Origin of the sequence: Sporofaciens sp. SGI.106, from assembly GCF_050314255.1 — a bacterium.
Classification (GTDB): Bacteria; Bacillota; Clostridia; order Lachnospirales; family Lachnospiraceae; genus Claveliimonas.
Genome location: NZ_JBNPMZ010000021.1, coordinates 16766 through 41948 on the forward strand (window position 1 = coordinate 16766; position 25183 = coordinate 41948).

The 25183-nt window shown below is 40.6% G+C and carries 23 protein-coding genes and 2 pseudogenes; 24 read left to right on the plus strand and 1 reads right to left on the minus strand.

Annotated elements, in window-relative coordinates:
• Positions 1-110 precede the first annotated feature (110 nt).
• The 14 genes and pseudogenes from ACQRCC_RS12980 to ACQRCC_RS13045 all read left to right on the plus strand — a co-directional run.
• Positions 111-200 (plus strand): annotated as a pseudogene (locus ACQRCC_RS12980) (helix-turn-helix domain-containing protein); the annotation flags it as partial.
• 54 nt (positions 201-254) lie between these two features.
• On the plus strand, positions 255-1109 hold the full coding sequence (locus tag ACQRCC_RS12985; RefSeq protein WP_427851189.1) for an HNH endonuclease: 855 nt from the start codon (positions 255-257) through the stop codon (positions 1107-1109).
• Between the two features lie 10 nt (positions 1110-1119).
• On the plus strand, positions 1120-4134 hold the full coding sequence (locus tag ACQRCC_RS12990) for a DUF3427 domain-containing protein (protein WP_427851190.1): 3015 nt from the start codon (positions 1120-1122) through the stop codon (positions 4132-4134).
• Entirely contained in the window at positions 4131-4568 is a 438-nt protein-coding gene (locus ACQRCC_RS12995) for a (deoxy)nucleoside triphosphate pyrophosphohydrolase (protein ID WP_427851191.1), read from the plus strand. Before ACQRCC_RS12990 ends, ACQRCC_RS12995 begins: the two co-directional genes overlap by 4 nt.
• Positions 4569-4642: 74 nt before the next feature.
• A complete protein-coding gene (locus tag ACQRCC_RS13000; protein WP_427851219.1) occupies positions 4643-5239 on the plus strand; it encodes a class I SAM-dependent methyltransferase in 597 nt (198 codons plus the stop codon).
• Positions 5200-6381, plus strand: a complete 1182-nt coding sequence (locus ACQRCC_RS13005) for an HNH endonuclease domain-containing protein (RefSeq protein ID WP_427851192.1) — start codon at positions 5200-5202, stop codon at positions 6379-6381. The genes ACQRCC_RS13000 and ACQRCC_RS13005 overlap by 40 nt, the downstream gene beginning before the upstream one ends.
• A gap of 21 nt (positions 6382-6402) precedes the next feature.
• Positions 6403-6963 carry a hypothetical protein gene (locus tag ACQRCC_RS13010; protein ID WP_427851193.1) on the plus strand — a complete coding sequence of 187 codons (561 nt, stop codon included), beginning with the start codon at positions 6403-6405 and terminating at the stop codon, positions 6961-6963.
• Between the two features lie 37 nt (positions 6964-7000).
• A complete protein-coding gene (gene recD2, locus ACQRCC_RS13015) occupies positions 7001-9352 on the plus strand; it encodes an SF1B family DNA helicase RecD2 (protein WP_427851194.1) in 2352 nt (783 codons plus the stop codon).
• Positions 9353-9428: 76 nt separating this feature from the next.
• Positions 9429-10052 (plus strand): helix-turn-helix transcriptional regulator, encoded by a 624-nt coding sequence (locus tag ACQRCC_RS13020; protein ID WP_427851195.1) that lies wholly within the window; start codon positions 9429-9431, stop codon positions 10050-10052.
• Positions 10053-10294: 242 nt separating this feature from the next.
• A complete protein-coding gene (locus ACQRCC_RS13025) occupies positions 10295-12007 on the plus strand; it encodes an IS1096 element passenger TnpR family protein (RefSeq protein ID WP_427851196.1) in 1713 nt (570 codons plus the stop codon).
• A gap of 413 nt (positions 12008-12420) precedes the next feature.
• Positions 12421-13845 carry an AAA family ATPase gene (locus tag ACQRCC_RS13030; RefSeq protein WP_427851197.1) on the plus strand — a complete coding sequence of 475 codons (1425 nt, stop codon included), beginning with the start codon at positions 12421-12423 and terminating at the stop codon, positions 13843-13845.
• 18 nt (positions 13846-13863) lie between these two features.
• Positions 13864-14280, plus strand: a pseudogene (locus ACQRCC_RS13035) (helix-turn-helix transcriptional regulator); the annotation flags it as partial.
• A 55-nt stretch (positions 14281-14335) separates the two neighbouring features.
• Positions 14336-16090: a DNA/RNA helicase domain-containing protein gene (locus tag ACQRCC_RS13040; RefSeq protein ID WP_427851198.1), complete on the plus strand. Its 1755-nt coding sequence runs from the start codon at positions 14336-14338 to the stop codon at positions 16088-16090.
• 23 nt (positions 16091-16113) lie between these two features.
• Complete coding sequence (locus ACQRCC_RS13045; RefSeq protein ID WP_427851199.1) at positions 16114-16434, plus strand: nucleotide pyrophosphohydrolase; 321 nt, start codon at positions 16114-16116, stop codon at positions 16432-16434.
• A gap of 337 nt (positions 16435-16771) precedes the next feature.
• Here ACQRCC_RS13045 and ACQRCC_RS13050 read toward each other — a convergent pair whose 3' ends face one another.
• Positions 16772-16999 carry a hypothetical protein gene (locus ACQRCC_RS13050; protein WP_427851200.1) on the minus strand — a complete coding sequence of 76 codons (228 nt, stop codon included), beginning with the start codon at positions 16997-16999 and terminating at the stop codon, positions 16772-16774.
• 105 nt (positions 17000-17104) lie between these two features.
• Here ACQRCC_RS13050 and ACQRCC_RS13055 point away from each other — a divergent pair, with 105 nt between their 5' ends.
• The 10 genes from ACQRCC_RS13055 (at position 17105) to ACQRCC_RS13100 (ending at position 25113) form a co-directional block, all read left to right on the plus strand.
• Positions 17105-17431, plus strand: a complete 327-nt coding sequence (locus ACQRCC_RS13055; RefSeq protein WP_427851201.1) for a SymE family type I addiction module toxin — start codon at positions 17105-17107, stop codon at positions 17429-17431.
• 2 nt (positions 17432-17433) lie between these two features.
• The gene (locus tag ACQRCC_RS13060; protein ID WP_427851202.1) at positions 17434-18219 is read left to right on the plus strand and encodes a ParA family protein; all 786 of its coding nucleotides are present in this window, start codon (positions 17434-17436) and stop codon (positions 18217-18219) included.
• Positions 18209-19171, plus strand: coding sequence for a ParB/RepB/Spo0J family partition protein (locus ACQRCC_RS13065; protein WP_427851203.1), 963 nt, complete (start codon positions 18209-18211; stop codon positions 19169-19171). Before ACQRCC_RS13060 ends, ACQRCC_RS13065 begins: the two co-directional genes overlap by 11 nt.
• Positions 19164-19439 carry a hypothetical protein gene (locus tag ACQRCC_RS13070; protein ID WP_347283192.1) on the plus strand — a complete coding sequence of 92 codons (276 nt, stop codon included), beginning with the start codon at positions 19164-19166 and terminating at the stop codon, positions 19437-19439. Before ACQRCC_RS13065 ends, ACQRCC_RS13070 begins: the two co-directional genes overlap by 8 nt.
• 156 nt (positions 19440-19595) lie before the next feature.
• Positions 19596-20015 (plus strand): DUF1492 domain-containing protein, encoded by a 420-nt coding sequence (locus ACQRCC_RS13075; protein ID WP_427851204.1) that lies wholly within the window; start codon positions 19596-19598, stop codon positions 20013-20015.
• A 139-nt stretch (positions 20016-20154) separates the two neighbouring features.
• Complete coding sequence (locus tag ACQRCC_RS13080) at positions 20155-20508, plus strand: HNH endonuclease (protein ID WP_427851205.1); 354 nt, start codon at positions 20155-20157, stop codon at positions 20506-20508.
• A gap of 379 nt (positions 20509-20887) precedes the next feature.
• Positions 20888-22225: an AAA family ATPase gene (locus ACQRCC_RS13085; protein ID WP_427851206.1), complete on the plus strand. Its 1338-nt coding sequence runs from the start codon at positions 20888-20890 to the stop codon at positions 22223-22225.
• On the plus strand, positions 22215-22874 hold the full coding sequence (locus tag ACQRCC_RS13090; RefSeq protein WP_427851207.1) for an RloB domain-containing protein: 660 nt from the start codon (positions 22215-22217) through the stop codon (positions 22872-22874). The genes ACQRCC_RS13085 and ACQRCC_RS13090 overlap by 11 nt, the downstream gene beginning before the upstream one ends.
• Positions 22875-23014: 140 nt before the next feature.
• Positions 23015-23485, plus strand: coding sequence for a phage terminase small subunit P27 family (locus tag ACQRCC_RS13095; protein WP_427851208.1), 471 nt, complete (start codon positions 23015-23017; stop codon positions 23483-23485).
• A complete protein-coding gene (locus ACQRCC_RS13100; protein ID WP_427851209.1) occupies positions 23485-25113 on the plus strand; it encodes a terminase large subunit in 1629 nt (542 codons plus the stop codon). Before ACQRCC_RS13095 ends, ACQRCC_RS13100 begins: the two co-directional genes overlap by 1 nt.
• The last annotated feature ends 70 nt before the right edge of the window (positions 25114-25183 follow it).

Below are 25183 nucleotides of genomic sequence, written 5' to 3' on the forward strand. Positions count from 1 at the left end.
AGTTTTGAAAAATCGAAAGTTGCTTATGACAAAAATTCATGTGTAGGCTATAATAATAACAGAGTTATTTTGTTCCGTTTATAGTTTAAATCATGACATGAAGTATTAATATGAAGGTGTCATACAATGGGCTCTGGAAACTTTTGATAGACCACGAAATGAAAAAGATGGATTTGGTTTCTTATCAGACAACCGCGAAAAGGTAAGAAGAGTTGATTTTGGAATAAGAGTTTTCATAGACGGGAGTGACTAAAATGATTAAAACTATTTCGGATGAATATGTGTATAAAAAAGAAGTTGATTGGTCGCTCTTTAATTATGGTTTTGCAATACCGATTGAGCATCAGGTGGTATTCAGCCAAGTTGCTGGACGCTTTATCCAACGGGGTGAATCCAAGGTCGTAAATCTTTATCTTAATGGAAAGTCTTATAAGGCGAAGCTAAATAATAATCGAATTGATAAGAAGTTTGGTCCTCATACAGATATTGTTCAGATTCGATATACACAGAACAGTGATTTAGCACAAGCGCTTCGTGGTTGTTTTCAGAGAAGCTATGCATATATAAGTAAAATGAAGCAATTGCAAGAAAAAGGATCAAAAAAACATATTCCTCTTCCAGATAATTATAAGGAATATCTGGCAGTTTATACTACCGAGTATGATGATACTTATGTACTGGAGACAATCGGTTCTCTTGATATGGAAGTTTTACGCGACACTATTAGTGGACAGTCAGAGCGGATTATGGAAGCTCAGTTCAATTTCGATGTCGAAGATGACACGGCTGGTTTAAAAGAAAAAGAGCAGATTGTTAAAATCCGAAAGTTGAATAAGAAGATTGGTGATAATTTGAAGCGGCTCTACGGATATCGATGTCAAATCTGCGGACGCCTTATCGGTGAGAAATATGGCTCTCATGTGGCAGAGGCACATCACATTGATTACTCTGTTAAAAGTCTGAATAATGATGCAAGTAATCAGATTATTGTATGTCCGAATCATCACAGTATTATCCATGATGTGGATCCGGTATTTGATAGAGGAAGATTAATATACATTTATTCAAACGGATTTGAGGAGAAACTGGTGTTGAATCAACATTTGTAGGAGGCAGTCTATGAATCGGGAAATAAATGAAAATCTTAGGATGGGATTTGAAACTGCATATATTGATAGCAGGATTCCTTCAAATCTTGCTTTTAAGCCACAATTTGTCTCAAATAATCATCAGGAAGGGAAAAAGGTGATCTCTTCCATTGAGGATGAACTATTGTCCTGTGATAAGTTTCAGATCAGTGTGGCATTTATTACGATGAGCGGCATTACTCCGCTTCTGCAGACATTAAAGGAACTAGAGGAGAGAAATATTCCTGGAGAAATACTGACGACAAATTATTTATCTTTTAGCGAGCCCAGAGCGTTAAAGAAGTTACATGAACTTAAAAATATTCAGATAAAAATGTACGATGTAGATACTGCAGACGAAGGATTTCATACAAAGGGATATATTTTCAAAAATAGAGAGATATATCGAATTATTATAGGTAGTTCCAATATTACAAGTGCTGCACTCACAAGTAACAAAGAGTGGAATACAAAAATTGTATCTGCAGAACAGGGAGAGATAGCGGAGCAGATTTTGGCAGAATTCAATCAGCTTTGGAATTCTCAATATGCCCTTGAGTATGAGGATTTTATTGAAAATTATGCCCAGCAGTATGAAATCGTAAAGCATCAAAGAGATGTTGCCAAAGATGGAGGGATTACTTCTCTTGAAAAGTACAAGCTTCAGCCAAATTCGATGCAGGTGGGGTTTATTACTAACCTGAAAAAAATCCTGGCATTAGGTGAGAAACGTGCACTTTTAATCTCGGCAACAGGTACTGGAAAAACCTATGCGTCCGCATTTGCCATGCGTGAACTGGGATTTAAGAGAGTGCTATTTTTGGTACATAGAAACCAGTTGGCAAAACAGGCGAAACGTTCTTACGAAAAAGTGTTTAATAAGCAAGTCACTATGGGTATCGTGGGTGCGGGAAATCATGATTACGATGCAGATTATGTGTTTGCGACCAGAGATACTTTATGGAGAGAAGAACATCTGCACCATTATAAGCCAACAGATTTTGATTGTATTATTTTGGATGAAGCACATCATTCTGCTGCAGATACTTACCAGCGAATCATGAACTACTTTACACCAAAGCTGTGGCTTGGTATGACTGCGACTCCGGATAAGCGAGATGACAATATAGAAGGTCAAAATATCTATGAAATCTTTCATTATCAGATTGCTTATGAGATTCGTCTACAACAGGCTATGGAAGAGAATATGTTGTGTCCATTCCACTACTTTGGTATCAGTGATTTATCCATGATTGGTGATGGGAAAGGCAGGAATAAGACAATTACAACAGAAGATTTCAATCTTCTTACCAGTGATGAACGAGTAAAACATATCATAGAGCAGGCAAACTATTTTGGGTACAGTGGGGATCGCGTAAAGGGATTGATTTTCTGCAGCCGTGTTGCAGAATCAAGAGAATTGTCGGACAAATTCAATAAGACGATTAATCCGAATACTGGGAAGCATTTCAGAACCATTGCCTTAAATGGAGATGCCGATGAAAATGAGCGAGCAGAAGCATTTGAACGGTTGGCGATGGATGAGGCGGATGCTACAGATGATATTCAGCCTTTGGATTATATTTTTTCTGTTGAGATTTTGAACGAGGGTGTGGATATTATAGAGGTGAATCAGGTGATTATGCTCCGACCAACCCAGTCTCCGATTGTCTTTATACAGCAACTCGGCCGTGGTCTTCGTAAGTCGGATGGTAAAGAATTTGTTGTGATTTTGGATTTTATAGGGAATTATGAGAAAAACTTTATGATTCCGATTGCTCTTTCTGGTGACCGTACATATAATCCTGATACAATTCGGAAGTACGTGATTAGTGGTAATAGTACGATACCAGGAGCGTCTACAGTTCATTTTGATGCAGTAGCAAAGGAAAAAATCTTCAGATCCATTGATAAGATTCGTGGAATGAAAACAATTATTAAAGATAGTTATATATCATTAAAAAATAGATTGGGAAGAGTTCCATATCTTATGGATTTTTACGAAAATGGAGAGATAGATCCACTTGTAATTATCAGAGAGTATAAAACTTATCAGGATTTTTTAGTTTCGGTTGAAAATGAATGCTATAGAGAAAAGATTACGGATCAGGAAAAGCTCACATTAGAGTATTTATCCAAAACGGTTCTCAGTGGTGTTAGACCATATGAATTAGAGATATTAAAACGCTTATTTCATTCAGATCTGATTTCATTGTCAGAATTAACAAATGAGTTGAAAAATACCTATTTGAATTCTTTTGATAAAGCATCCCTTGAAAATGCGATTCAAGTATTAGAGGGACGCTTTGTTAGCAAAGAAGCAGAGTATCAAAAATACAAGAAAATAGATATTATTGGTGACCATGACGCAAAGTTTATCCGTAGAATGGTGAGTTATACCAAAAGACTCCAGCACAGAGAATTTTATAAGCAGATGGATGATCTGATTCGTGTTGGACTTAGCAGATATCAGGATAAATTTGCTAAAAAACAGGATGCAGATAGCCCTTTTGTGCTTTATGAAAAGTATTCCAGAAGAGATGTTAGTTTGCTGATGAATTGCGGGCGAGATTTGTCGTCCATAATGTATGGAATGAAACGTATTGGAGAGGATGTTTTCATTTTCATTACCTATCATAAGGTTGGAGCAGAGAGTGAAGAATTACAGTATGCGGAAGGTAAACCGGATTATGCTGATGCATTTACGGATAGTATGATCTTTCGATGGGATTCTCAGATTGGTAAGGGACCAGAAAGCAGCTATATGCAAGATGTTATGGGAGCGAAGAGGAAACATTTAATGGTCAAAAAAAGTGATGCGGAAACAAGCTTTTACTATATGGGAACTTGTGACATTATATCAGCAGTAGGTGATAAAAAGATGGATAATAACGGAAAGATGAAGGACATCACGAAGGTTACAATGAAAATGCATCAACCAGTCAGAGAAGATCTGCTGAAATATTTGGAAAGTAATCTGCTAGATGAGGAGGACAAAGCTGTATGAAAACGATAAGAGTTGTTGCAGCAGTTATTCGAGATAAAGAAAAGATTTTTGCAACTGCCAGAGGTTATGGGGAATTTAAAGGGCAGTGGGAGTTTCCCGGCGGCAAAGTGGAGCTAGGAGAAACACCGCAACAGGCGCTTAAACGAGAAATTATGGAAGAGCTTAACACAGAAATCGACGTTGGTGAGTTGATTGATACCATTGAATATGATTATCCGACTTTTCATCTCTCTATGGATTGTTTCTGGGCTAAAGTAAGAGTGGGAGAGTTGGAGCTCAAAGAAGCTGAAGCTGCGAAGTGGCTTACAAAAGATGAATTAGATAGTGTAGCGTGGCTACCGGCTGATATTGCGCTGATTGAGAAGATTAAAGAGTGTATGAGCGTAATATCAACGAAGGTGACAAGATCTACTTTGACGAAGAGAATAACTTAGAAAAAATACAAGAGAGGGCTGCCCTGGATGGCTTCGTTGAGGATAGTTATCACTGAGCGGGAGGAAGTATGAAAATGGATTTTACGATTGATTACTACAACATTAATGCAGAAAACTTCATAGAGAATACGCAGAATGTTGATATGCATCAGGCTCAGGATCGATTTCTGCTATTATTGGATGAAAACGCATTGATTCTCGATTTCGGCTGCGGTTCCGGTCGCGATACCAGATATTTTCTGGATAAAGGATACCGGGTTACTGCAACCGATGGATCAGCTGAACTTTGTAGACGGGCCAGTGCTTTTACCGGTATTGAAGTGAAAGAAATGCTGTTTCAGAAATTGGATGATAGGGGCACTTATGATGGCATCTGGGCATGCTCCTCTATTTTGCATTTGCCAAAGAATGAATTACTTTTGGTGATTCGAAAAATGTGTGATGCGATTAAAAACACCGGAGTAATCTACACTTCCTTCAAATACGGTGATTTTGAAGGAGAGCGTAACGGGCGTTATTTTACAGATTTTAGGGAAGATACATTTCAGGAATTTATGAAAGGGATACCGGAGCTTACGATAAAAGACCACTGGATCACCAGCGATGTCAGAGCAGGAAGGGGTGATGAGAAATGGCTCAATTTGATACTCCGCAAATCGGATATTCGTTAAATATCAATGGAGAATATCACAATACTTTGGATATTGAGGGCTTTTCGCAGATGATGAAGGATCCTTCCTACTGTTATAAATTTTACTGGCTGGAAGCAATCGTGGATATTATTTCTGAGGGAACTCAGGATACAACCTTTGATGTGATTATCGATGAGATGATCTGCAATGCATGGTATTCCGTAAGGGAATTTCATATTCACCTTAGTGGCATGCAGGCAGATGGTCTTGTCAGAGACGGTCTGGAACGTGCTGTTCTTAAACTGACAGAACTGAGTAACCTTCCGGCAAATGCATCCAAAGTGGAAATCAAAAATGCAATCCGAGAACATAATGCTGAGTTGAAACTTTCTAAGGAACAGCTAACCAATATGGTTCCTGGTCGGGCATTGGCAGGTTTTTTCTCAAAAAGCTCAGAAGAAGTGCCGTGGGGTAGTATTCGTAGATTAACCGAGTATATCAGACGAATCGATAGTACTGTAATTCGTCTGCCTTATACCTTCGGAGATAGCAGTAAGCTGAAAAAGGAAGTTCACTTCAATTCCGATTGGATGCGCATGATCCAGGATAATACGGTAAATATTCTGGGATGGATCCAGTATGAGAAGGTGAAATGGCTGCAGAATAATAATCCAGAAGTTCCGGGTCTCATTTACAAACTGGCACCAATGGATGAAAAGATGCGGAAGCTGAATAATGTGCGTAAGCTATGGGAAGGCATTTTGGATGTGCGAGAAGTCAGGGATGTCTTTACTGGCAAACCAATTGTTACAAAGCAGTATGATGTGGATCATTTTATTCCATGGTCTTTTGTCATGAATGATGAGCTTTGGAACCTGATGCCGATGGATTCTTCTTTGAATTCGTCGAAGAGTAATAAGCTTCCAAAATGGGATCCTTTCTTTGTGGTGTTCGCTGAGAACCAGTACGGCATGTATACTTTGATCCATGAACGAGAGGGACTTCATAAGCTTTTTGAGGCCTGTTATCGGGATAATTTGCATTCTATCTGGGCAGGTCGGGAATTGTACAGACCGGGAAATTCAAAGGAAGAATTCTATAGTATTCTGCAGAAGAATATGCAACCGGTGTATGATTCAGCCAGGCGGCAGGGATATGAAATCTGGAATCTAAATGAATAGTTAAGGTGGTGAAGTAAGAATATGCAGATTGATATGCAAAAGTTGGAAGTTGCCATGAAATATATTGAACGTATAGCGGATGGCAAGAATCCTGTTAATAATAAACCTACGGAAGAGGATTCTGTATTAAACAATCCGAATGTGATCCGGTGTATGTATTTTGTAAAAGAGGTTCTTACTGCAGTTAAGGAAAATAATGGTATGATCGGCGGACGGGCATCTAAACCGTCAAAGCCACCATTTCCGTTTGAATGTCTTTCCGGATTTGAATATGTGGATGATACTTCGATTGCTTATTTTATGAACAGGCTGAAAGGATTGGCACTTGATCCAAATGTGCGGGGAATCGGTACAAAACCAGTAACAGACTGGCTGAAACGGAAAGGATATTTAATCGATGTTCAGGACAAATACACAGGAAAGCTCCATCCGGAAGCAACGGAGTCGGGAATAGATTTTGGGCTTTACATGCAGGAACGAACATCGACATATGGACAATCTTATCAAATTGTTATGTATTCTCAGAAAGCGCAGGAATTCATCGCAGCACATTTGGAACAGATTGTGAATAACAGTATATAGGCATCAGCAAAATCATGATAAAGGCAGGTGAGACAGAATGATTAAGCTTCGCTGCGTCGTAGAACGTATAACCTATCAAAGCCCTGAAACTGGCTATTCTGTCTTGAAGTGCGCCGTAAAGAACTATAATGACCTGGTTACGGTCGTTGGTAACCTCGTGGATGCCAATGTTGGATCCGTGCTTTTGATTGATGGCAATTGGAAGGTGGATGCTAGGTACGGCAGACAGTTCCTGGCGGAGAGCTGGGAAGAGACCATGCCTGCCACAGTTTTTGGTATTGAGAAATACCTTGGCTCTGGCCTGATCAAGGGTGTGGGACCGAAGTTTGCTAAGAAGATCGTGCAGCAGTTCGGTACGGATACACTGGAGATTATCGAGACGGATGTGCAGCGGCTCCTGGAGGTTCCCGGTATCGGAAAGAAGCGTGTCGATAAGATTGCTGAGAGTTGGGAACGACAGAAGGAGATCAAGAATGTTATGCTTTTCCTTCAGGATCATGGCGTGAGCACTGCATTTGCAGCGAAGATCTATCGTCAGTATGGCAATGAGAGCATTTCGAAGGTAAAGGAGAATCCATTCCGCTTGGCGGATGATATCTGGGGAATTGGTTTTAAGACGGCTGACAGCATTGCCATGAAACTTGGTATCGGCAAGGAGGCATTTATCCGTCTGCGCAGCGGTATCATGTATACTTTAAGTGAGCTGGCAGATGAAGGCCATGTTTATGCAGAGCGTGATCAGTTGATCAAGAAAGCATCAGAACTTCTGGAGGCGGAGGATACCAGTATCATTATGACGATGGATCAGATGTTGAAGGATGAAGAATTGATCCGTGAGAAGATTAGGGTTCCGCAGTTTGCGCCGGATGAGGTTATTCCGGAAGATGCTGCCAAAGAGATTGAAAAAGAATGTATCTACCTGCCGCCGTTTTATTTTGCGGAGGTTGGTGTTGCCAATAAATTGAAAAAGCTGGCAGCAGAACCGGCAACAGACAGACTATGGGTTTCTCTTATGAAAGCCAGACAGGATACCGGTAATCCGGAGTTGTCTGTGGATGTTGAGAAAATCCAGCATACTGTAAATATGAAATATGATGAGGTGCAGGTGGAAGCCATTCGCCGGGCAGCGACTGCAAAGGTCCTGGTGCTTACCGGTGGTCCGGGTACAGGAAAAACCACCACAACCCAGGGAATCATCGCAGCCTATCGCGCCTTTGGACTGAATATATTGCTGGCGGCCCCTACAGGACGTGCAGCCAAGAGGATGACGGAAGCTACCGGTCTGGAGGCAAAGACCATCCACCGACTTCTGGAATTCAAACCGCCGGAAGGCTATCAGAAAAATGAGGAAACACCTCTTGAGGGTGATGTTCTGATCGTGGATGAGTGTTCTATGATTGATATTGTTCTCATGAATGCGCTGATGAAAGCCATCCCGCCTCACATGCGTTTGATCCTGGTGGGAGATATTGATCAGCTTCCTTCGGTTGGCGCAGGAAATGTGCTCCGTGATGTGATCGACAGTGAAGTATTTCCGGTGGTTCGTCTGACCAGGATTTTCCGTCAGGCCCAGACCAGCCGGATTATCATGAATGCACATAAGATCAATGCCGGTCAGATGCCGGATACATCCAATGGAAAGAATACGGATTTCTTCTTTATGACTCAGGAAGATCCGGAGGAAGCAGCGAAGAAGATTGTGGAACTGGTACATAAGAAACTTCCGGGATATTATCGGACGCCAGCCAGTCAGATTCAGGTGCTGACACCGATGCAGAGAGGTGTAGTCGGTGCTACCAATCTGAACATGGCACTGCAGGAAGCCTTGAACCCTCAGGGAGAAGGTCTTCGAAGGAGTGGATTTGTCTATCGACCAAACGATAAGGTCATGCAGATCAAGAACAATTACGATAAGGAAGTATTCAACGGAGATATCGGAATCATTGAATCTGTAGACATGCAGGATCGTACCCTTCTGGTGAATTTTGATGGTCGGAGCATTGAGTACGATACCACCGAGCTGGATGAACTGGTGCATGCCTATGCAACAACTATTCATAAAGCCCAGGGATCTGAGTATCCGATAGTTGTTATGCCGGTGCTGATGAATCATTATGTGATGCTGCAGAGGAATCTGATCTATACCGGTATTACCCGGGCCAGGAAGATTCTGGTGATGGTAGGCACGAAGAAGGCTCTTTCTTATGCAGTGAGAAATGTAACAGTCACCAGGAGAAATACCCTTCTGAAGGAGCGACTGGCCGGTGAGATCCAGGCAAGAAAATCTGTCAAAGTTTATTATCCGGACTTTGGCAACCAGGCTGCCGGTGTGCAGATGGTGGCAGAGGAGAAAGCTCCTTATGGGAATCCTTCTGGAACGTACCGATGATACGCACATGCTGAACGCATCGGAATTATGCACGATTCTGGATCAGGAATAGTTAAAGCTCCTGGTAGATGATGCAATGCTTTCCAAATATGTTTTCATCGTAAATCGTCCGAAGACAGAGAATGAAACTGTTTATTACAATATAGACTACATTCATACTGCAATCTACGAGAATAAAGAAATCAAGTTTCATTATGCAGAGTGGACTGTTAAGAAAGAACTGAAACTGAAGAAAGACGGTGCATTTTATGTTGTCAGCCCGTGGGCACTGACCTGGGATGATGAGAATTATTATCTGGTAGCTTATGATGCAGCGGCCGGAATTATCAAGCATTATCGTGTAGATAAGATGCAGAATACAGAGATCCTGAAGACAGATCGTAAAGGGGAAGAGTCCTTCAAGAACTTTGATCTGGCTGCATTCGCTAAGAAGACCTTTGGAATGTACGGCGGTGTAGATGCGGAAGTCACGCTGGAATGCAAGAATGAACTGGCAGGTGTTGTGATCGACCGCTTTGGACATGATGTCTGGTTGATCCCGCAGGGAGAGGATCACTTTAAAACCAGAGTACTTGTATCGGTAAGTCCGCAGTTTTTCGGATGGGTAACCGCTATTGGATCAGGAATGAAGATCACGGGACCGGATAATGTGAAGGCTGAATATAAGGCATATCTGCAAAATGTGCTTGAGAATTATTGATCGGTTATAGGTGAGATTATGGTAGAAGTATCAAAAAGGATCGTAAAGCTCCTGGCGTTATTTTATCTGTCAGCAAATCAGATATGCTGATTGATCTCGTTCGGTTGGTTCAGGATGAGGTGATTGGTCTTGAGGATCTTTGACGACTAAAAGGTAAGGTTGACACGGTAACTGCTCGGCCGTATACTGATATCATAAATAAAAGGTAGGCCACCTAAGATACATGAAGGAGGTCCTGATATATGGATGAGTTATATCAGCAGATTATTGATAGTTATAAAGAGACGGGTTCTGTAAAAAAGACAGCAGAAGAGCTTGGGACATATCCGATCAAAGTACGAAGAGTTCTGATTACGGAGGGACTGTGGCACAGCAAAACCAGTAATCAGGTTGCAGAGCTGCTTGCTCTGGGCAAAAGTGTAGCTGAAATAGCAGAGGAGCTTGTTATATCAGAAAAGAATGTTCAGTCTTATATGCCCTATTCCCGTGGGCAGTATGGAGGGGAAGGCAGAAGTAACGAAGCGATTCGAAGTGAGGAATATAGAGGACGGATGCAGCAGGCAGCTAAAAATCAAGTTACCAATACAGAAGCACGTTCAAAAAAGAAAGAGGATGATATTCAGGAGCAGCGGCGCCTTCTTGAAGAATTAAGAGCTGAAAAAGAGCGATTACTGAAAGAGAAAAAAGAATTATGGGACATGATCGAAGCAGAGATGAAGCGGATTCCTATGGCAATGCAACTTCATCTGGAACTGGATCTGGGATATTTCGCAGATGAACATAAGGAAATTCTTAGAAGATACGGAAGAATGAAGGATGGAATTACCAGAGATTTTATTGTTCCGGGTAATATGACACTGCATGGTCTTCATTATGCAATCATGAAAGCTTTTGGATGGCAAAACAGCCACCTTCATAGCTATGTTCCATATGAGGATGAATTCAAAAAAATGACAGATGGGGGATTGGTAAAAGAGTGGACCCGTCAGGTTGGTATGTATTTCCGTTTCCCAAGTGAGAATTATGAAGATATATATTGGGACGATGATTATGAGGAAGGTGAAAGCTTTAAGACCTGGCTGAAATCCAAGTATTGTGGACCGTACTCCTATGAAGGCGTGGGAGAGCATTACATTCCTGCACAGATTGAAGTAGACAGATTCCGAAAGGACTGGCCTGCTATTCAGAAGAAAACAACAGATCAGAGAACGTGGAATGTCTACATGGAAGGTCAGTGTGAGGAAATGCTGGAACGCCTGATGCTTTGGACTGTACTAAAAACACCGGCTGAGCAGGGAGATTGGGATTCATGGAAACAGGAGAAAGAGGTCGCCCTGAAACAAGTTGAGAAAAAACGTAAGGACATTATCAAAAAATACAGACAGCTGACAGCCCGTATGGACCAGATCGTTGAAGAGGCAGGAACGCATTTTGACGAAGAAGGAAATCCGACGATCGACATGGTTCCATATTTCCGGGAGATGGAGGAACTGGACCGTGAATTGGAAATACTGTGTATTGATTATAATCCTGAACCAATCCCGGCATTATCTGCATTGTGTTATCGATATGACTATGGCGATGGGTGGGAGATTAAAATCACCTGCACCAATGCCTGGTACGACAAAACCGTTTATGCCAGGGATGAAGAAGGCGATATGCTTCATGATAAAAATGGATTCGTTCCTGAGAAAGCTTTGTTTGTAGATGCCTTTGGTCAGCAAATAGACGGAGAGTTTCTGGACAAGTTGAGAGATATTCAGCGTAAGGAAAAACCAATCTGCATTGCCTGGGATGGAATGAGTCTTGTGGATGATGTTGGTGGTGTTGGAGGTTTTTGCGAATTCCTTGAGGCGATTAACGGTGATGATCCGAAAGAGAAGAAAAGCTATAAGACATGGGCAAGGAGTTTAGGATGGACTGGACGCATGCCAAAACCGGAAAACATGCTGTAGCTGTCGGGATTTTTGCACATTGCTTTATGCTATATTTTAGTAACTGAAAAGGTTAATCCTTAAGAAATACAGAAAGCGAGAATTCAGAAATGGACAAGAGATGTACATCCTAGCGCTTTTTCTGCAGACGAGTTGTGTTAGTACCAAGGGAGATGGCGCGATTGTATTACATTCTAAGGAAGTGCAGCGAGTAGACAAAGCACCCATTCGGGAACTTCTTCCAAAATTTGTGGCAGAGATGCTTGTGGAATGGAAGAAGGGAATTAAATGAGGATGAAAAGTCTTGACATTCGACCGTATATTTTAACTTGAAAAAAAGCTGGTGGCGTTTTATAATATAAATATGAAATATAAAACGCCAACTAAGCTATTTTAAGATGGTGTGTGGCGATTTATGAAAAGGTGGTGCTTCTATGAAGATTGTTGGAAGAAAAAGAGAAAAGGACAGTCTTATGCAGTGTCTGCTGTCAAAGAGACCGGAATTTGTTGTCGTATACGGAAGAAGAAGGGTGGGAAAGACTTACCTGATTCGCGAATACTTTAATCAGCAGTTTTCGTTTTATACGACTGGTCTGTCAGATGAAAAGACGAAGGGACAGCTGCGTGCTTTTCAGGCAAGCCTGAATGCATATCGATATGAAGAAAAAAGTGCACCTGCAGATTGGTTTGAGGCTTTTGCGCGTCTTAAGGAATTGCTTCAAAGCGATAAGGTATATCGTGAACCGATTAATAATAAAAGAGTCATATTTCTTGATGAACTTCCGTGGATGGATACGGCCCGCTCGGATTTTAAAAGTGCGCTTGATTATTTCTGGAATAGCTGGGCATCGGCGCAGGAGGATCTGGTGTTGATTGCCTGCGGATCTGCCACGTCGTGGATTATAACGAACCTTCTCACGAATAAAAAAGGATTTCATAACAGGATTACAAGGCGCATTCACCTTGCCCCATTTTCGCTGGCAGAATGCGAAGAACTGTTTGAATTGAATGATATCGTTATGAGTCGAAGCCAGATGATCGAAAGTTACATGGTTTTTGGAGGTATACCGCATTATCTGAATCTTTTCGATTCACGCCTCAGCCTGGCACAGAATGTAAATGAACTTTGCTTTAAGGAGTATGGCTTCCTTCATGATGAGTACAACAACCTTTTTTATTCACTGTATGATAAACCTGAAAAACATCTGGCAATCCTTGAGAGACTTGCGAAAAGCAGAGATGGTCTGACCCGGGCAGAACTTTCCAGGGAAAAGGAAATTGGAGGAGGTTCTGTTCTTACAAAAGATCTGCGAGAACTGGAGGAGTGTGGTTTTATCCGAAAATTCAGTAATTTTACAAGAGGAGAGGGAGAACAGTTTTATCAACTGATTGATCCGTTTACTCTATTCAGTATCCGATTCATAAAGAATAAAAAGTTTGATTCATGGAACGAGTATATTAATTCACCGGGTTATCATTCCTGGAGGGGAAATTCTTTTGAGATTGTGTGTCTAAATCACATTCCTCAGATTAAGGAAAGTCTTAGAATAGGTGGAATTGAAACAAATGAGTTTGCATGGAGAAGTGGTGGAGCCGATAAGGGAGCGCAGATTGATCTGATCATCAGCAGAAAAGATGGTGTCATCAATCTCTGTGAAATGAAATTTACAAGTGATGATTATATGCTGGATGCTGATGAATATGAAAAGCTCAGAAACAGAATGTCACAGTTTCAGAAAGAAACCAATGTGAAATCGGCAATTCATATCACACTGATTTGTGGAAATGGATATAAAAAGGGAAAATATTCAGGAATTGTCCAGAATGTTATTTTAGGGGACGATTTATTTGAAAAATAGAGCCCGGTATATGATGCAAAGACGTATTATCTGGTGGCTTATGATGTAGCGGCCGGAATTATCAAGCATTATCGTGTAGATAAGATGCAGAATACAGAGATCCTGAAGACAGATCGTAAAGGGGAAGAGTCCTTCAAGAACTTTGATCTGGCTGCATTCGCTAAGAAGACCTTTGGAATGTACGGCGGTGTAGATGTGGAAGTCACACTGGAATGCAAGAATGAACTGGCAGGTGTTATCATCGATCGCTTTGGACATGATGTATGGTTGATCCCGCAGGGAGAAGATCATTTCAAGACCAGAGTACTTGTATCGGTAAGTCCGCAGTTTTTCGGATGGATAACTGATATCGGATCAAGAATGAAGATCACGGGACCGGATAATGTGAAGCAGCAGTATAAAGAGTATATGCTGGACGTGCTTCAGAACTATTAGACAATTGGAAAATCAAAAGGTTTGGAACACATGGTTCCTAAAAGGAAAGATAAAAATGAGCAGTAGTGTAGCAAAGCCGATCATTAAGCAAATAAAAGATAGTCGAGATGCTTTAGACTTCTTTGAAACAGTATCGTTACCAGAAGAGGATGAGAAAACACAGGAAATTATTAGAAATTTTCCAACTGTTTATATTCATAATTGGCAGGAATCTGGTGATTTCGAAGTATATGTGGGTGAATCAAATGACATTTTTAAAAGAACTCGTCAACATTACGATGCAGCGTCAGACAAATCAAGGTGGCAAAGTAAACTAGTTGAGAAAGATGCTAGTTTATTTATTATCGGTCATGAGCATTTTAATAAATCATTAACACTTGATATAGAGAATCGTTTAATGCATTACATGATGAGCGTAGAACGTGTAAAGCATGTGTATAATTTGCGAGACAATCCACAGACAAGTTATTATCCAATGGAAGAACTGGATGAAATATTTAGTAAAATTTGGAGAGGTCTGCGTAAGGAAAATAAGGAATTGTTTCCTACAGAAAATGCAATAAAGGATTCGGCAATATATAAGGCTTCACCACTTCATAAGCTTACTAAAGAGCAGGAAAAGGCGAGAGAACTGATTGTTCAAAAGGTAACAAAAGCACTTGAGAATGGAGAAACCAAACAACTAATTTTTATCGACGGGGAAGCTGGTACAGGAAAGACTGTTCTTAATAGCAGTACTTTTTATGAATTGTATTGTCAGGCAGAAGAAAAACATATAGAATTGAATTGCCATTTGTTAGTTAATCACGATGAACAAATTACTGTGTATGAGCAAATAGCAGAAAAACTGGGATTAACTGAAAAGTATGGAAAAGTTGTAAGTAAACCTACCACGTTTATTAATAATCATTTAGAGGAAGATCCTATAGATGTAGCATTTATTGACGAAGCGCACTTGTTGCTTACACAAGGCAAGCAATCATATAGAGGCGAAAATCAGTTGAAAGATATTATTGATAGAGCACGAGTGACGGTTGTAATGTTCGATGAAAATCAGATTCTTACAACAGAGCAACTTTGGGAGTCGCAGATTCTTGAACAATATCGAAATCAAGCAAAAACGTCTCATAATTACATCGTATTGGATAAACAGATGCGTATGCAGGTTGATACGGCAACAATGGACTGGATTGATACTTTTACAAAGAAAAGAGAATTGAAGAAGATACCAAAGACATTTGGTGGATATAGCATAAAAATTTTTGATAAACCGGAATTGCTTGATTTGGAAATTCAGAAGAGAGCTAAAGAGAATGATTCTGCATTATCAAGAGTCATAGCGACGTATGATTGGGAATACAGTTCCAATCATAAGCCAGAAGATCACATAATGAAATACTGGGAAGTGCTTATAGGAAAATGGCATAAACCTTGGAATAGAGAATTAGAGGCTGAGCTTTCTAAAAAAGAGAAGCGAAGTATAAAAGGATTAGCATGGGCGGAACAGCCACAGACAATTAATGAGGTTGGATCTACATTTACGATTCAGGGATTTGACTTAAATTATGCGGGAGTAATTCTTGGACCTTCAGTGAAATATAGAGATGGAAAGATAGTATTTGATCCGTCTGTTAGCCATAATGAAAAGGCAATTCGAAACAGGACTTTATCGGATGGAACAAAGAAGAAATTTGGTGAAACATTGATTCAGCATGAGGTGAGAGTTCTCATGACACGTGGAGTAAAAGGAATGTACATATATGCATGTGATCCAGAACTTCGAGCAGCATTGCTAAAGGCAGCAAAATAAATAAGAAAGTATAGAGAGTAATTATGAAACAAGAAACCATAGATAGAATCAGAAAATTCACAGAGGATCGGGACTGGGATCAATTTCATTCACCGGCTAATCTTGCGAAATCAATTGTAATCGAGGCTGCGGAATTATTAGAATGCTTCCAGTGGTCAGATAAAGATTATGATTTACAACACATCAAAGAAGAGCTTGCTGATGTAATGGTGTATAGTCAGAATCTGCTTGATAAACTCGGGTTGGATGCAGATGAGATTGTCAATATGAAGATGGCGATGAATGAGGAAAAGTATCCAGTGAAGAAAGCAAAAGGGAAAGCAGATAAGTACGATCAGCTATAAAATGGAATAAAGCGAATGGGCAAAATAAGGAGAAACAAAACAATGATAAAAGTATTTTTCATCTGCCACGGCAATATACTGACACTGCCTTGGCAATGTCGGTAAAGTACTTGATTTTCCTGGGTTTTTCGAGGGTTCGAGAGAGAGTGGTGGTTAGATTTAGACCACATTTAGACCATTTGAAATGAGTAAAAACATGACAAAAACTAAGCAAATGGGAGCCTGTATGCAATGAAAATTATGTAAAGAACATATCGGAGATTGTTCATGAGTAGATTCATGAGGATAAAAATTGTCCGGTGATGTGTGGAAATTATCCATACGTCACCGGACTCTTTTATTTTTCCGGGCTGGATTGTTGGTCTCGCTCCATGGCTTCATCGATGGCTCGATTGATAAAGGCAGTTGCACTTTCCCCCATGCTTTCGGCGTGTTCCTTAATAATGGAGCGCTTCTCTGGGGTGACACGAACTTTTATTTCAACGAATCGATCATTGTATTTCTTATTTGCTCTCTTACGAGCTTCGGTAAGGCCTTTGTAGGAACCGGCTTTTTCTTCACTCATAGCAGTCCTCCGATTGTGTATTGGCATAAAAGCCTGTAGCCATTATAGCACAGATTGGTACATAAGACTATGTAATAATTCAAATATCGAAAAGGAGACAAGCTTATGAAGAATCAGAAAAACAGAAGCATGAAGGTACATTCCCAGAGCGGTCGTAATTATAAAGCAACACCAACCATCATTTTGAAAGGGCAGTGGCTTCAGGAGATGGGATTTGAGATTGGTGACTATATTTCCGTCAGCTGTGAAAATGGAAAGCTGATTATCACGCCGGATGTGGAAAAGGCGGCAATGGAGAAGGCTGAGACTGAGTTTATGGAAAAGGAAATGAAGAAGCTTCAAAAGAAATTCCGGAAAAAAAAGGAACAGCTGCACGCACAGTTTGTAGCAGAAGGTGCTGCAAAGTACATGGCTGAGAAGGAGGTACAGTAATTATGGGTAAGGTTATTGTTATTGGATCACAGAAGGGTGGCGTGGGTAAAACCACGACCACTCTGAACCTGGCATATTCTCTTCATAGTATGGGGAAGAAGGTTCTTGCAATTGATTTTGACAGTCAGGCAAATCTCACCACTTGCTATGGCGTAGAGAACACCAATGAACTGGAATATACGATTGGTCATCTGATGATGGCTCAGATTGAGGAACAGATTCCGGAGTCTCCGGATGCATTTATTCAGAGTAAGGATGGTGTGGATTTTATTCCTTCATCCATTTATCTGTCAGTGGTGGATGCGAAGCTTAGAACGGAAATGGGAGCGGAGAGGATGCTGGCAGAGGCTCTGGAACCCATTAAGGACAGATACGATTATGTGCTGATAGATACTTATCCTTCCCTCGGAATGCTTACGATCAATGCGCTGGCAGCGGCTGATGAAGTCATTATCACGGTGAATCCTCAGCTTCTGGCAATGATGGGATTGCAGGATTTCCTAAGAACAGTCAGCAAGATTAAGAGGCGTATCAATCCAACACTTACGGTTGCAGGCATTCTGCTTACCATGTGCGAAAGCAGAACTACGCTTTGTAAGGTGCTGACAGAGGAAGTGACGGGAAGCTTTCAAGGACAGATAAGGATCTTTGAAAACAGGATACCGGCTACGGTAAAGGTGGGCGAGAGTATTTATTGTTCCATGCCGATTGCGCTGTACAGTAAAAATGCATCTGCAGGAATCGCGTATAGAAAATTTGCAAAGGAGCTGATTGCTTATGAAGGCTAATAATAAAAGAAAAGTATTTGGTGACGCAGTGGATTTATTGATGGATGAAATTGAGGAAAGACAAGTTCCGAGAGGGGTTCAGCTGATTCAGATAAAGAACATTCAGCCATTCCATGACCATCCGTTTCATTTGTACGAGGGAGAACGGCTGGAGGATATGATTGCAAGTGTAAAGGAGCATGGGATTCTTAATCCGGTAATCGTGCAGAAGATTGATGGCGGATATGAAATGCTTTCCGGGCACAACAGAATGAATGAAGCAAAGCTTGCCGGATTAAAGGAAGTGCCGGCCATTGTGAAAACAGATTTGTCCGAGGAAGAGGCTTATGTATATGTCATCGAGACAAATCTGATGCAGAGATCCTTTTCCGATTTGCTGATATCGGAAAAGGCAGCAGTGCTGAAGGCGAGATATGAGAAGGGAGCCTGCCAGGGAAAGAGAAATGATATTGTTCAGGAGATTGCAAGATTAGAAGGAAAGTCAGATGATGTAACTTCTGGTCACAGTGACCAGAAGTTGACTACCAGAGATTCTATCGGCAAGGAATATGAACTGTCCGGAAGTTCTGTTGGAAGATTACTGAAGCTCAATGATCTCATCAAGCCATTTAAGGATATGGTGGATAGAGGTGCCCTTTATACAAAGGTTGCTCTGCAGTTAGCATTCCTTCCAGAGGAAGAACAAAATATGGTGCTAAATGTGATGAAGGAGAAGAATACCAGGATTACCATTGAAATGGTGATGAAGCTTCGCAGTCATTCAGGAGCCTTGACGGATGCAATGGTAAGGCGGTATCTCAGTACGGAGCCGGTAAAGAAGAAATGCTATAAGGTGCCTGCAAGAATTGTGGAAAAATACTTTGTTGGAATGGATCCCAATAAGGTGGACAGCATTGTAGAGCAGGCATTGGAAGCCTGGTTCCATAAAGGGAAGGATGGTGCCGATGTTTGATGAAAGTAGCCTAAAAAAGATTGATTCGGGGTACTTTAATATCATTCTGATGGATGATAGAGATATCACGATTCAGAGCCGGAATACGGGCCATTACTGGTATCTGCATTGTACGGAGTATCCGACAGAGCAGTCGCTCATCATATTTCACAAGCACTTCTTCAAGTGCCCTTATCATCAGCATGGCAGAGCAAATACTCTGAACCAGGCGGTGAGAAGTATTAAGGGACATGATAAATATCAGTTGGAAGTAAGAAAATGCGTATAGGGTAAAAAGAAAGGGGCACATCCGGGCATGTGCTCCTCTTTACTTGTTATTGAAAGAAATGATTAGTTTTTGTTGTATAATTCTTTGGCCATTTTTTGAGCGGAGTTAATATCAGTATAACCCTGGCCGAGGGAAAACATTTTTTCGGAGGTGCTTATGACAGCAAAAGAATATTTGAGTCAGGCCTATAAGATTGATAATGATATCAACAGCAAGCTGGAGCAGGTAGCTTCTCTTCGTGACTTGGCAACCAAAGCAACAAGTACCATGTCAGATATGCCCGGAAGTCCAAACAGAAATATCCATAAGATGGAGGATGCCATTGTGAAGATTATTGCACTGGAGGATGAAATCAATTCCGATATCCATGAGCTGATTTCTCTGAAGGCTGATATTACACATATGATTAAACGGGTATCCAATAGAGCAGAGAGGACAATTCTTGAGAAGAGATATTTGTGTTTTGATACATGGGAGCAGATTTCTGGGGATATGGGTTACATCACCCAGCATACGTTTAGACTTCATGACAAGGCTTTGAAAGAAATCGATGGATTTCTGAAAGTGGAGAGCTGATGTGATAGAATGAGAGTCTATAGATATGATATTGTTAAAATGCGGAAAGCAGAATAGAACAGAGCCTTGAGGGAGAAATTCTTCAGGGCTCTTGTTATGCACCAGAAAACTTGTTTTCGAGTGGCGTGGAGGTGTTACAGTGCCAAGCAAACCAAAGAAACCGTGTGCTTATCCGGGCTGTCCTGCATTAGTTACCGGGCGATACTGTGAAGCGCATGCGAGAAAAGTAAATAGCGACTATGAGAAATACAGTAGAGATAAAAGTACCAAGAGAAGATATGGCCGTGCATGGAAAAGAATTCGTGATAAATATGCTACGGAGCATCCGTTCTGTGAGCTATGTTTTGAACGTGGACTTGCAGTTCCGGTGGAAGAGATCCACCACAAGCTTCCGTTGAGTGAAGGTGGCACACATGATCGGAGCAATCTGATTGCGTTGTGTAAGTCCTGTCATTCACAAATTCATGCGAAGCGTGGAGATCGATGGAAATAAGGGCTCCCGCGAAGCCTGCTTCGTGGGAAGAGGACGAGCAGCGGAATGAGCGAGCTTTTGTGCTTGCATGAAAGCGAGAGATATGAAGCTTGTGAGGACGAGGTAGGGGGTATCGAAATCTCTACAGACCTATCTCCTATAGAACGGCGGGTGGGTGCTGCGTGTGCAGTCGCGAAATGGATGAGGGGGATGATTCTATAAATTCTAAAATGCAAAGTTGCGAATAATTTGCAAAACAATGAACATAATATATATTAACAGAGATTAAACAAATATGATTTTGCAAAAATATTGCAAAATGAAGTGGAATTCTTTTGACAGATTATAGATTTGATGGTATTATATTGCTGTGCACTATTTATATATAGGGGGTGTTGATATGTTACTTGATTTCTCGGTAGAGAACTATAAATCATTTTTAGGAAATGCGCAATTTTCCATGATTCCAGCACCAAAGCAACACGGTTTAGACTATAGTATTCTTAAAGAAAAAGTAGGCAAGAAAAATGTAAAAGGTTTGTGCTCTGCTGTTATTTATGGTCCCAATGCTTCGGGAAAAACAAACATTATTGGTGCGATGGATGTATTGAGATCTATTGTTTTGAGAGGAAATATTCGAAACGCAGAAGAACAAAATTCACCTAATAAGGCAGCATATAATTTAGAACTGATTCCAAATAACTTAATTGACAAAATTAAACCGGTAACTTTTAGAATTTCATTTGTAGAAAAAGGCATAAAGTTTGATTATGAATTAAGTGTACTACTTGGACTGTTTTTAGACGATACAACTCAAAGGTCTATTAATTCCGAGATACTTTCGATTAATGATGAAATTGTATTTGAACGAACAGATATCGTCAAATTCGGCGATTTTAAGAAGGTAAAAGAATATATCTCAACTCAGGCCATAGATAATGTAGATACGATAAACTTGGTTGCAAATCAGAGTTTATCGAAAGATGAACTGTTTCTTTCGAATGGATTCAAACTTTTGATTTCGCAAAGTTTGTCAAAAATTATAATTGATTGGTTCACCGAGAAGTTTATGGTTATCTATAGAGCAGATGCTATTCAATTAATTAGGCGCTTTTCGGATCCGCAGAAGAAAACAATATATGTTGAAAAGACAATAAATGAGGCCGCAAAAGTTTTTGGTATTAATTCCAACTCAGTTGCTTATGTCGCTAATGGTGATGATGGAGAAGCAAGGCTTTGTTCAATTTTTGAAGATAAAAATGATAAATCAAGTGTTAAAGCAGTTTTAGCAGAAGTGTTTGAGTCATTTGGAACCATTCGATTTGTAAATATGTTTCCTTTGGTATTAAGAGCAATAGCTACAGGTGGAACATTGGTCGTTGATGAATTTGATGCATCAATACATCCAATGGCGTTGATGAGTATAATTAGTATATTCCATAATGATGATATCAACAAGAAACATGCACAGCTCATTTTTAATACGCATAACCCTATTTTTTTAAATTCTAATATATTTAGACGTGATGAAATCAAGTTTGTCGAAAAAGATGATGTTTCTCTTCTTAGTGAGATATATTCATTATCAGATTTTGGAACAGCTGGTGAAAATGGGGTACGAAAAGGCGACGACTACATGAAGAATTACTTCGTAAGTCAATATGGCGCAATAAAAAATATAGATTTTTCTCCTATATTTGAGAATGTGTTTTCAAAGGAGGGAAATAATGGCGAATAGAAAGAGTACTAAAAAGTATTATTTCAGCGTAGAGGGTGAAACCGAAGAGTGGTATTTGTTATGGCTGAGAGATTTGATTAATTCAACAGAAGAGGCTGCTTTTAAGGTTGCAATTGATTGTAAGATTGAAAAGGACCCACTTAAGCGGGCTAAGGGATTAGTAACGACAACTAAAACAGAGATATATCATATTTCGGATTACGAAAGTGATGAAGCAGTACATGTGAAACAGTTTACAGATACGATGGATCGAATGAAAACTGCCATGGGGCTTGGAAAACAAATAACTTACAAGTTTGGTTACAGCAACTTTACTTTTGATTTATGGATTGTTTTACATAAGGCGGATTGTTTTGGTTCCCTTGCGCATAGAAAGAATTACTTGTCACACATTAACAGAGCTTATGGTGAAGAATTTGAAAGCATGGATGAGTATAAGCATGAGGATAATTTCAAAAGATGTCTTAAAAAGCTTTCATTGGATGATGTAATAAAAGCTGTAGAGCGAAGTGAGAAGATAATGGAACATAATGTAGCCGTTGGATATGTTCTGCAAAAATATAAAGGTTTTTCATATTACAAGGAGAATCCTTCTTTGGCGGTGTGGGAAGCAATTAAGAAAATTTTGAAGGATTGTAAATTAATATAGTATATATTAGTAGCGCTTGTAGAAATACAGGCGCTTTTATATTGCAGAAAATAAATATATGAAGATTTGAACGCTTTCTTTGAGTATGTGCAGGTCAAGTAATAATCAAGTTGAAATTATGATGGCAAGGGGGGATGAACATGGCAGGAAGAAAGCCAAAACCTACTGCGGTTAAGAAGCTGGAAGGTAATCCGGGGAAAAGAAAACTGAATACAAAAGAACCAATTCCAGCAAAGGGAATGCCTGCTTGTCCTGACTGGTTAATGCCGGAAGCAAAGAAGGAATGGGAACGCCTGGCTGAGCTGATGAATCAGATGGGTGTTCTTACAGAGGTGGACATGGCTGCCTTTGCTGCTTATTGTCAGTCTTATGCAAGATGGAAGGAAGCACAGGAACATATCACTTCCGGAGGCTCTACTTTTGAGACTGATAAAGGATATCAGCAGCAAACACCCTGGGTTGGAATTGCAAATACCAATCAGAAGCTGATGCTGCAGGCGGCATCGGAGTTTGGACTGACTCCATCTTCACGAAGCAGAATTGTCGCTGGTAACAGCCAGGGGAAAGAACTGGAGGATGAGATGGAGGCATTACTTGGGGGTGATGGTTAATGGCAAGGGAAACAAGGCCAAAAGGTTATCCGAAGCTTAAGAATTATCAGCCCACAAGATTTATGCTTCCTACTTCACATTATGATAAGGCGAAAGCAGACAGAGCAGTAACCTTTATCGAGAACCTTTGCCACACAAAAGGGAAATGGGCTGGAAAGAGATTCTGGTTATTGCCTTGGCAGGAGCAATTGATCAGAGATATTTTCGGAATTGTGAAACCTGATGGGAACAGACAGTTCCGTACAGCGTTTGTTGAAATATGTAAGAAGGTGGGTAAGAGCGAATTGGCAGCAGCTATCGCTCTTTACTTATTGTACGCGGATAATGAGCCGAGTGCTGAGGTGTATGGTGCAGCTGCAGATAGGCAGCAGGCCTCTATTGTATTTGATGTTGCAAGACAGATGGTTGAGATGTCGCCTGCTCTCATGAAGAGAAGTAAGCTGATGTCAGCTACCAAGCGAATTGTCAATTATGGTAACGCTGGTTTCTATCAGGTGTTATCTGCAGAAGTGGGAAGTAAACATGGTTTTTCGATTTCGGGACTTGTGTTCGATGAAATTCATACACAGCCGAATCGCCAGTTATATGATGTGCTGACCAAGTATAGTTCTGATGCCCGTCAGAATCCGCTTCACTTTATTATCACGACTGCCGGTAATGACAGAAATTCCATAGCTTTTGAATTGCATATCAAGGCAATTGATATCTTAGAAGGAAGACGAGTGGATCCGACATTTTATCCGGTGGTCTATGGTCTGAAGGATGATGAGGACTGGGAAGATGAGGCCAACTGGTATAAGGTTAATCCTTCCCTTGGATATACAGTGGATATTGAAAGGCTTCGTGATGCTTATCGTGAGGCAAAGCAAAATCCGGCTGATGAAATAACCTTCAAATGGCTCAGAATGAATATGTGGGTGAGTTCTACAACATTCTGGATACCGGATGCAATCTTTATGAAGGGAAATGAGCCGATTGACATGAGGTTGTTAGAAGGAAGAGATTGCTATGCAGGATTGGACTTATCCAGTACAGGAGATATAACAGCATTGGTTCTTATATTTCCACCGAGAAATGTGGATGAGAAGTACATTCTGGTTCCGTACTTCTGGGTGCCGGAAGAAACGATTCCTCAGAGGGTGAAGGCAAATTCTGTTCCGTATGATATATGGGAGAAGCAGGGAGACTTGATGGCGACAGAAGGAAATGTGATTCACTACGATTTCATTGAGAAGTTCATTTGCGATCTGGGTGAGAAATATCACATTCTTGAAATAGCTGTGGACAGGTGGAATGCGACTCATATGATTCAGAATCTGGAAGATGCCGGATTTACAATGGTTCCTTTTGGACAGGGCTTTGCCAGTATGAGTACGCCGACTAAAGAATTCTACAGACTTCTGATGGAAGGACAGATCATTCATGCAGGACATCCGGTGCTTCGATGGATGGCAGGTAATGTGGTGATTGAGACGGATGCCGCGGAAAATATTAAGGTTACTAAGGCTAAGTCGAAGGAAAAGATTGATGGAATTGTTGCTTCCATAATGGCTCTGGACAGATGCTTGAGAAATCAGGGTGAGCCGCAGGGAAGTGTTTATGATGAGAGAGGATTGTTGGTGTTTTAGGCTGAAAGAGTTATTTGATTAGCCCAACTTCTTTTTAATTTGTCTAATGCAATTACATGGCATATATGAT

Bases quoted from the DNA above. Each gene is read 5' to 3' on its own strand.
- ACQRCC_RS12985 (WP_427851189.1), top strand. From the start codon at position 255: ATGATTAAAACTATTTCGGATGAATATGTGTATAAAAAAGAAGTTGAT.
- ACQRCC_RS12990 (WP_427851190.1), top strand. From the start codon at position 1,120: ATGAATCGGGAAATAAATGAAAATCTTAGGATGGGATTTGAAACTGCA.
- ACQRCC_RS12995 (WP_427851191.1), top strand. From the start codon at position 4,131: ATGAAAACGATAAGAGTTGTTGCAGCAGTTATTCGAGATAAAGAAAAG.
- ACQRCC_RS13000 (WP_427851219.1), top strand. From the start codon at position 4,643: ATGGATTTTACGATTGATTACTACAACATTAATGCAGAAAACTTCATA.
- ACQRCC_RS13005 (WP_427851192.1), top strand. From the start codon at position 5,200: ATGGCTCAATTTGATACTCCGCAAATCGGATATTCGTTAAATATCAAT.
- ACQRCC_RS13010 (WP_427851193.1), top strand. From the start codon at position 6,403: ATGCAGATTGATATGCAAAAGTTGGAAGTTGCCATGAAATATATTGAA.
- recD2 (WP_427851194.1), top strand. From the start codon at position 7,001: ATGATTAAGCTTCGCTGCGTCGTAGAACGTATAACCTATCAAAGCCCT.
- ACQRCC_RS13020 (WP_427851195.1), top strand. From the start codon at position 9,429: ATGCTTTCCAAATATGTTTTCATCGTAAATCGTCCGAAGACAGAGAAT.
- ACQRCC_RS13025 (WP_427851196.1), top strand. From the start codon at position 10,295: ATGGATGAGTTATATCAGCAGATTATTGATAGTTATAAAGAGACGGGT.
- ACQRCC_RS13030 (WP_427851197.1), top strand. From the start codon at position 12,421: ATGAAGATTGTTGGAAGAAAAAGAGAAAAGGACAGTCTTATGCAGTGT.
- ACQRCC_RS13040 (WP_427851198.1), top strand. From the start codon at position 14,336: ATGAGCAGTAGTGTAGCAAAGCCGATCATTAAGCAAATAAAAGATAGT.
- ACQRCC_RS13045 (WP_427851199.1), top strand. From the start codon at position 16,114: ATGAAACAAGAAACCATAGATAGAATCAGAAAATTCACAGAGGATCGG.
- ACQRCC_RS13050 (WP_427851200.1), bottom strand. From the start codon at position 16,999: ATGAGTGAAGAAAAAGCCGGTTCCTACAAAGGCCTTACCGAAGCTCGT.
- ACQRCC_RS13055 (WP_427851201.1), top strand. From the start codon at position 17,105: ATGAAGAATCAGAAAAACAGAAGCATGAAGGTACATTCCCAGAGCGGT.
- ACQRCC_RS13060 (WP_427851202.1), top strand. From the start codon at position 17,434: ATGGGTAAGGTTATTGTTATTGGATCACAGAAGGGTGGCGTGGGTAAA.
- ACQRCC_RS13065 (WP_427851203.1), top strand. From the start codon at position 18,209: ATGAAGGCTAATAATAAAAGAAAAGTATTTGGTGACGCAGTGGATTTA.
- ACQRCC_RS13070 (WP_347283192.1), top strand. From the start codon at position 19,164: ATGTTTGATGAAAGTAGCCTAAAAAAGATTGATTCGGGGTACTTTAAT.
- ACQRCC_RS13075 (WP_427851204.1), top strand. From the start codon at position 19,596: ATGACAGCAAAAGAATATTTGAGTCAGGCCTATAAGATTGATAATGAT.
- ACQRCC_RS13085 (WP_427851206.1), top strand. From the start codon at position 20,888: ATGTTACTTGATTTCTCGGTAGAGAACTATAAATCATTTTTAGGAAAT.
- ACQRCC_RS13090 (WP_427851207.1), top strand. From the start codon at position 22,215: ATGGCGAATAGAAAGAGTACTAAAAAGTATTATTTCAGCGTAGAGGGT.
- ACQRCC_RS13095 (WP_427851208.1), top strand. From the start codon at position 23,015: ATGGCAGGAAGAAAGCCAAAACCTACTGCGGTTAAGAAGCTGGAAGGT.
- ACQRCC_RS13100 (WP_427851209.1), top strand. From the start codon at position 23,485: ATGGCAAGGGAAACAAGGCCAAAAGGTTATCCGAAGCTTAAGAATTAT.